This is a genomic window from Mesorhizobium sp. M1E.F.Ca.ET.063.01.1.1, assembly GCF_003998155.1.
Lineage (GTDB): Bacteria > Pseudomonadota > Alphaproteobacteria > Rhizobiales > Rhizobiaceae > Mesorhizobium.
In genome coordinates this window covers 1-7,434 of the sequence record NZ_RZSC01000079.1, presented here as the reverse complement: position 1 = coordinate 7,434, position 7,434 = coordinate 1, and the positions used below count along the sequence as shown (strand labels likewise).

General features: G+C 66.5%; 8 protein-coding genes. 4 read left to right on the top strand and 4 right to left on the bottom strand.

Annotated features, from left to right (window positions below; all coding sequences use genetic code 11):
• The 4 genes from EOA29_RS09255 to EOA29_RS09240 form a co-directional block, all read left to right on the top strand.
• A partial coding sequence (locus tag EOA29_RS09255) for a VOC family protein (protein ID WP_245468444.1) occupies positions 1–673 on the top strand: 673 nt, incomplete at its 5' end.
• 5 nt (positions 674–678) lie between these two features.
• Positions 679–1,317: an alpha/beta hydrolase gene (locus tag EOA29_RS09250; protein WP_126091579.1), complete on the top strand. Its 639-nt coding sequence runs from the start codon at positions 679–681 to the stop codon at positions 1,315–1,317.
• A complete protein-coding gene (locus tag EOA29_RS09245) occupies positions 1,310–1,609 on the top strand; it encodes a GNAT family N-acetyltransferase (protein ID WP_040998912.1) in 300 nt (99 codons plus the stop codon). Before EOA29_RS09250 ends, EOA29_RS09245 begins: the two co-directional genes overlap by 8 nt.
• Before the next feature lie 368 nt (positions 1,610–1,977).
• Positions 1,978–3,036, top strand: coding sequence for a dipeptidase (locus tag EOA29_RS09240; protein ID WP_126091580.1), 1,059 nt, complete (start codon positions 1,978–1,980; stop codon positions 3,034–3,036).
• A gap of 8 nt (positions 3,037–3,044) precedes the next feature.
• Here EOA29_RS09240 and EOA29_RS09235 read toward each other — a convergent pair whose 3' ends face one another.
• The 4 genes from EOA29_RS09235 to EOA29_RS09215 all read right to left on the bottom strand — a co-directional run.
• Complete coding sequence (locus tag EOA29_RS09235; RefSeq protein ID WP_126091581.1) at positions 3,045–3,302, bottom strand: hypothetical protein; 258 nt, start codon at positions 3,300–3,302, stop codon at positions 3,045–3,047.
• A gap of 1 nt (position 3,303) precedes the next feature.
• Positions 3,304–4,539: an aminomethyltransferase family protein gene (locus tag EOA29_RS09230; RefSeq protein ID WP_126091582.1), complete on the bottom strand. Its 1,236-nt coding sequence runs from the start codon at positions 4,537–4,539 to the stop codon at positions 3,304–3,306.
• A gap of 241 nt (positions 4,540–4,780) precedes the next feature.
• Complete coding sequence (locus tag EOA29_RS09220) at positions 4,781–6,355, bottom strand: NAD(P)/FAD-dependent oxidoreductase (RefSeq protein WP_126091583.1); 1,575 nt, start codon at positions 6,353–6,355, stop codon at positions 4,781–4,783.
• The coding region (locus EOA29_RS09215) for an NAD(P)/FAD-dependent oxidoreductase (RefSeq protein WP_145969647.1) at positions 6,342–7,434 on the bottom strand (1,093 nt) is incomplete at its 5' end. The genes EOA29_RS09215 and EOA29_RS09220, both read right to left, overlap by 14 nt.

Genomic DNA, 7,434 nt, shown 5'->3' with positions numbered 1-7,434 from the left:
GGAAGGCACGCTCGCCTATTGGGAAAAGCGCTTCGCCGACGAAGGCGTGGGCAACGTCGCCCGCACGGAAAGCTTCGGCGAGAAGCGTCTCGCCTTCACCGGCCCTGACGGCGACAGTTTCGCGCTGGTCGAGGACAAGGCCGACAGCCGCGCGCCCTGGGTGAAGGGCGGCGTTCCCGGCGATGAAGCGATCCGCGGCTTCCACTCGGTCGCGCTCAGGCTGAAGGACGGCGGCGCCACCGAGGAGCTGTTGAAGTTCATGGGCTATGAGGAGGTCGACAAGTCCGGCAACATCCGCCGGCTGGCGATCAAGAACGGCAACGGTGCCGACATCGTCGACATCGAATCGCTGCCGGGCGCGGGCTTTGCCAATCTCGGCGCCGGCTCGGTGCATCATGTCGCCTTCGCGGTCGAGGATCGCGCCAAACAGCTCGAAGTGCGCAAGGCGCTGGTCGACACGGGTTATGGCGTGACGCCGGTCATCGATCGCGATTACTTCTGGGCGATCTATTTCCGTACCCCGGGCGGCGTGCTGTTCGAGGTGTCCACCAACGAGCCGGGCTTCGACCGCGACGAGGACACCGCGCATCTCGGCGAGGCGCTGAAGCTGCCGATGCAGCATCGGCATCTGAGATCCTATCTCGAGCAGCACCTGCAGAAGCTGGAAGACTGAAAGCCATGAGCAAGGACGCTTACATCCACAAAATGCTGCCCGGTTCGCCGGGCAGTCCGCTGCTCTTCGTCCTCCACGGAACCGGGGCCGACGAGAACCAGCTTCTGTCCTTCGGCCGTGAGCTGCTGCCTTCGGCGACCGTCGTGTCGCCGCGCGGCGACGTGTCGGAACAGGGCGCTGCCCGCTTCTTCCGCCGCACCGGCGAGGGCGTCTACGACATGGACGATCTCGCGCGGGCGACGGCCAAGATGGCGGGCTTCGTCAAGGCGCATGTCGAGGCGGCAAAGCCCTCGGCGGTGTTCGGGCTCGGCTATTCCAACGGCGCCAACATCCTGGCCTCGCTGGTGTTCGCCGAGCCGACCCTGTTCGATGCCACGGCGCTGATGCATCCGCTCATCCCGTTCGAGCCTCAGGTGAAGGGCAGCCTTGCCGGCCGCCGCATCCTGATCACGGCCGGCAGGCGCGATCCGATCTGTCCGCCGAACCTGACCACGCGGCTGGAGGCCTATTTGCGCGCCGACGGGGCCGATGTCACAGTGGAATGGCACGACGGCGGGCACGAGGTGCGGCCGAATGAAAGCGAAGCGGCGCGGCGGCTCTTCGGCTTCGCGCCGGCCGCCGAAGGAGGCAAGAACAATGGCTGACCAATTGCCCGAGATCGAACTCGAGGACCATGGCTCCAAGGGGCGCTACGTGCTGCGCGGTCCCGGCGGCGCCGAGGCCGAGATGACCTTCACCAAGATCGGCGAGCACCAGCTCATCATCGATCACACCGAGGTGCCGGACGTCTTCCGCGGCCAGGGCGCCGGGCTTCGGCTCGTCACCCGCGCCGTCGAGGACGCGCGCGCCGCCGGCAAGAAGATCATCCCGCTCTGCCCCTTCGCCAACGCCCAGTTCCGCCGCCATCCGGAATGGGCGGACGTGCTGAAGCAGTAAGCGCGGCGTTCCCTTCTCCCCTTGTGGGGTGAGCAGCCGGTTCGTCGAAGACGAATTCATCGTGCCAGTGGCACGATGAAAGGCCGGCGAACGCCGGGACGCTGCGAAGCAGCGGGGACCCGGCAGGGTGGATCGGCCACCCCCGGCCCTTCGCTGGCTCAGGGCGTTCGAAGCTCGAAAAGCCAAGCAATTGGCTTTTCGTCCGCTACGCGGACCGCTTCTCACCCCACGAGGGGAGAAGGAAGAGGCCCAGCCACAAACGCGAACACGCCTCTGGCATTTGCGCAGTTCGGCCATCTTGCCTAAGTAGACAGTTCGTTCGGACGAAACCTCCGTCCCGCCTGTCACCGAATTGAATGGCTTCCCTGATGACCGAAACCGACCTCATCCCCGTTTTCGACGGCCACAACGACACGCTGCTTCGGCTCTACCAGTCGAAGGAAGCGGATGTCGAAAAGCTGTTCATCGAAGGGACGCCGGGCGGCCATATCGACCTGCCGCGCGCCAACAAAGGCGGCTTTGCCGGCGGCATGTTCGCGATCTTTCCGCCGCCGGTCGAAAAGACCAAGCGCAGCGCCGTGCCGCCGGCGCCGAGCGACGACGAACCTCTGCCGCCGGAACTGCCGCGCGCCGAGGCGATCACCTCCACCATCGGCATGGCCTCGATCCTGTTCAGGCTGGAGCGCGCCGGCGCGCTGACCGTCTGCCGCAGCGCCGGCGATATCCGCGAGGCGATGGCGAAGGGCTCGATCGCGGCGGTCTTCCATATCGAAGGCGTCGAGGCGATCGACCCGGAGCTCACCATGCTCGACGTGTTGCACGCCGCCGGCCTGCGCTCGCTGGGCATCGTCTGGAGCCGTCCTAACGCTTTCGGCAATGGCGTGCCGTTCCGCTTCCCCTCCTCGCCCGATACCGGGCCTGGCCTCACCGATGCCGGCAAGGCGCTGGTCAAGGCCTGCAACCAGCTCAGGATCATGATCGACCTCTCGCATCTTAACGAGAAGGGTTTTCGTGACGTGGCGGCGCTCAGCGATGCGCCGCTGGTCGCGACCCATTCCAACGTGCATGCGATCTGCGGCCATTCGCGCAACCTGACCGACTGGCAGCTCGGCGCGATCCGCGAGTCGGGCGGCATGGTGGGCCTGAACTTTGCGACCGGCTTCCTGCGCGAGGACGGCCGCATGAATGCCGACACCGGCCTCGACATCATGGTGCGCCACATCGATTCGCTGCTGCAGGCGCTCGGCGAGGACGGCGTCGGCCTTGGCTCCGATTTCGACGGCGCGATGATCCCGGCGGTGATCGGCGACGTTGCCGGCCTGCCCAAGCTCATCGGCGCGCTCGCCGCGCGCGGCTTCGGACGCGCGCTGATCGAGAAGATCGCCTATCGCAACTGGTTGAATGTGCTCGAGAGAACCATAGGGTAGGACTACGCCTACTGCGCGTAGCCGATGCGCTTCAGCCATTCCTTGTCGACGCCGCGGTCGCGGATGATCGGCAAGGGGTCCTCGTGGTCGAGCCTCGCGCAGATGCGGTAGACCTCGAGCGTCTCGGCGTTCATCTCGCCGCGTTTGAAGAAATACATCGCCGCCGCGTAGCGGGTGCGGCCGGACCCCATCTCGCCGAGCGGCGTGTTGACCAGCTCCCACTGCTCGGCGGCTTCCGCCTCCGCCTCGTCCGCTTCGCTTGCCATTTTAGAAATCCGCCGGCGGGTTGGCGGTGCGGCGGTCGAGCCTGATGAAGGGCCGCGGCACGATCTTCGCCCGCTTCATCAGCTTCTGGTACTGCAATTCGCGCATGGCATAGATCTCGACCCAGAGGTCGTCGACGATCGTGTCGCCATAGGGCCTCTGCAACGAGGCGATGGCGATGTTGCGCTTGGCCATGGGCGACCACATCGCCGCGCTCACCAGCCCGACCTCCTGGCTTTTGCGATAGTAGACGATGGCATGCTCGGCCGGGATGTTGCCTTCGATCTCCAGCCCGACCAGCACGTGACGCAGCCTGCGCTTGGCCCTTGCTTCCAGGATGGCGCGGCGGCCGTTGAAGTGCCTCATCTCCGGATCGACCATGAAGCCGAGGCCGATCTCGTCCGGCATGCGCAGCCGGTCGGCGCGGATGGCATGCTCGGCGGTGGTGAAGTCGGCATTGGCGACGATCAGCCCGGCTTCGAGCCGGGCGCGGTTCAGCGCCGTGTAGCCGATGGCGCGGATGCCGCGCAGCTCGCCGGCCGCCATCAGCCGGTCCCACAGGCTCAGCGCCTTGCCGGCAGGCACGAACAGCTCATAGCCGAGGTCGCCGGTGAAGCCGGTGCGCGAGATGGTGACGGCTGCGCCGTCATGCGCGAACTCGGCGAGGTCGAAGACCTTCAGCCGTTCGACGCCGGCGAAGCCCGCATCGCGCAGGATGGCGAAGGAGGTGGGACCCTGCAGCGCCAGCCCGGCGACGGCCTCGGTCTCTTCCTCGACGATGACGTCGTAGCCTATTGCGCTGTCGAGCAGCCAGGGCAAATGCCGCTCCTGCGAGCACAGCCGGAAGCGCGTCGGCGACAGCCGGAACAAGGTGCCGTCGTCGAGCACGAAACCCTCGTCGTCGCACCAGGCGGTGTAATGGACACGGCTGGGCTTCAGCCTGGTCACGTCGCGCAGCGTGACGCGGTCGAGATAAGCTTCGGCGTCGGGGCCCTCGATCCGGTATTTGGTCATCGGCGAGATGTCGAACAGTGCTGCCTGGCTGCGGATGGCGAAATATTCGAGCTCCTCGTCCCACAGCGAATGCGGCGCGCGGTAGCCGGCCCAGTTGTACCAGTCGTTCTTCAGTGCCAACGCGTCGATGCGTGGCTGGAAGGGCGTGTCGTGCCGGAGCGTGCGGAAGTGGGATTGTGCCAGGGTGCGGGCGGTCGATGGCTTGATGGAGGAATGATGATTCATGATGGCGTTCCTTCGCGCCCCCCTCTGTCCTGCCCTTCCTCCGCAGCAGCTGCGCTGCAGCTTCGGAGGGTGGACCGGACATCTCCCCCACAAGGGGGGAGATCAGCCGTGCCAATCTCGAACGTTGGAAAAGGGGGCGCCGCCGGGCGAAGCTGCCAATCTCCCCCCAAGTGGGGGAGATGTCCGGCAGGACAGAGGGGGGCGCCGTAGAGTGCGACTTCAGCGATTTGCAAAAACATCCCTAGGCCCTCATCGCGATGATGCGGCGCGCGGCGTTGAGGCCGGGCGCGCCGGAGATGCCGCCGCCCGGATGCGAGCCGGCGCCGGCAAGGAACAGGCCTTCGAGCGGCGTGTCGTAGCCCGACCAGCCAGAGACGGGCCGCGACATCAGCATCTGGTCGGCCTGCAATTCGCCGTGGTGCCAGTGGCCGCCGGGCATGCGGTAGCGCGCCTCGAGGTCGGCCGGCGTCAAAAGCTCGGCATGGCGCACCGTCGCGCCGATCCCCGGAGCATAGGCTTCGAGCTGCGCCATGATCGCCTTGAGGAATTGCGGCTTGCCGGCGGTCCAGCCCTCTCTCAGCGCATAGGGCGCGTATTGCACCGCGGCCGAGAGCACGCAGGCGCCGGATGGCGCCAGCGTGGGATCGGCGAGGCTCGGCAGCGTGATCTCCATCACCGGCTCGGGTGAGAACTCGCCATATTTGGACGGGTTGAAGGCGCGCTCGACATGGTCGGGCGAAGGGGCGATGACCAGCCGGCCCTTGGGGCCAGCGGCGTCGACGCCGGTGAATTGCGGCGGCCGGTCGAGCGCCAGATGGAGCTTTGCCGCGTCGCCCTTCATGCGGATGTTCCTCACCTTGCGAACAAAGCCGGTGTCGACCTCGCGCGGCCCGACGAGATCGAGGATCGTCGTTGCCGGGTTGATTGCGGAGACGACCGTCTTGGCCCGCAGCGTCTCGCCGCCTTGCGTGACGACGCCGACGGCGCGGCCCTTTTCGACGATGACCTTGGCGACCGGCGAGGTTTGGCGGATCGAGACGCCAGCCTTTTCTGCGGCCGAGCGGATGGCGGCGACGACGGCGCCCATGCCGCCTTTCGGTAGTATCTGCGCGCCGGCAAGGCCGCCGATCTCGCCGCCCAGCCGGTAGTAGAGGCCGAGCAGCGAGGTCGGCGAGCGCGGACCGAGATGGCTGCCGAGCGTCGCATCGAAGGCGAGCAGACCCTTCAGCCTGTCGTCCGAAAGCTGCTCGTCGAGCAGGTCGCAGACGTTCATCAAGAGCACGCGCAGGAAGTCGCGCATATCTTCCTTGCCGAGCCGCTTCAGCGCCAGCGCGGTCTGGCCGAGCCCGGTCATCTCGGCGAGCGACATGCCGGCAGGGTCCGGCGGCCGGCGCGACAGGAAAGGCTTCAGCACACCGGCATAGCGCAGCAACTGCGCGCGCAGATCCCTCCAGGCGGACTGCTCCGACGGGGTGGCGCCGGTCAGCACCTCGCCATAGGCGCCGTGCAGCACCAGCGGGCCGTCCTTCGACAGCGCGACCGAGGGTACGAAATCGCCGCGCTCAACCTTCAGCCCATGGCGTTCCAGCTCCAGTGTCTTCACCACATCGGGATGCAGCCGATTGAGCAGATGGGCGACCGCGGAGACGCGGAAGCCGGGCGCGAATTCCTCGGTGCGCGCCGCGCCGCCGACATCGTTGCCGGCCTCGAGCAGCAGCACCTTGCGGCCCGACTTTGCCAGCATGGCGGCGGCGACAAGGCCGTTGTGGCCGCCGCCGATGACGATGGCGTTCCAATTCACTTCAGATGACGTCATGGGCCGGGCTCATATGCAGGGTTGGCTTGGCAAGATCGCGCAGGATCTCGGTGGCGGCGTTGCGTCCGGGCGCGCCCATGACGCCGCCGCCCGGATGGGTGGAGGAGCCGCACATGTAGAGTCCGCCAACGGGGGAGCGGTATTGCGCGTAGCCCGGCACCGGGCGGTTGAAGAGCAACTGGTCGAAGGTGAGCTCGCCCTGAAAAATGTTGCCTTCGGTGAGGCCGACCTCGGCCTCGATCTCGCGCGGCGTGCGCACTTCCATATGGACGATGCGGTCACGGAAGCCGGGCGAATATTGTGCGATCTGCGCAATCACGCTCTCGGCGAAGCCGCCGCGGTCGGCGTCCGTCCAGTCGCGGCCGTCTATCCTGGGCGGCGCATATTGGACGAAGCAACTCATGAAATGCTTGCCGGGCGGTGCCATGGTCGGGTCGAGCGTGGTCGGGATCACCATGTCGAGGAAGGGATCGACCGACCAGCGTCCGGCCTTCCAGTCGTCATAGGCGCGCTCCATGCGCTCGATGGAATCGGTGAAATGCATGTCGGCGCGATAGACCGGCGAATCCTTGGGCAAGGCCGGGAATTCGGGCAGCGAATCCAGCGCGATGTTGACCTTGCCGGACGAGCCGCGGATTTTGAAATTCCGGACACGGCGCAGGAAGATGTCGGGCAGCTCCTTTTCCTCGACCAGCTTCAGGAAGGTGCGCTTGACGTCGGCGTTGGAGACGACGAGCTTCCCGTAAATCTCCTCGCCGCCGGCAAGCACGACGCCCTTTGCCTTGCCGTTCCTGATCAGCACATGGTCGACTTCGGCGCCGGTGCGGATGGAGCCGCCGGAGGCCTTGAAGGAGGCGGCGAGCGCCTTGGTGACGGCGCCCATGCCGCCGCGCGCATAGCCCCAGGCGCCGACCGAGCCATCGACCTCGCCCATATAGTGGTGGAGGAGCACATAGGCCGTGCCGGGCGACATCGGCCCGAGCGCGGTGCCGATGATGCCGGAGAGCGCGAAGTTCGCCTTGATGACGTCGGTCTCGAAATATTCGTCGAGGAAGTCGGAGATCGACATCGTCCAGAAG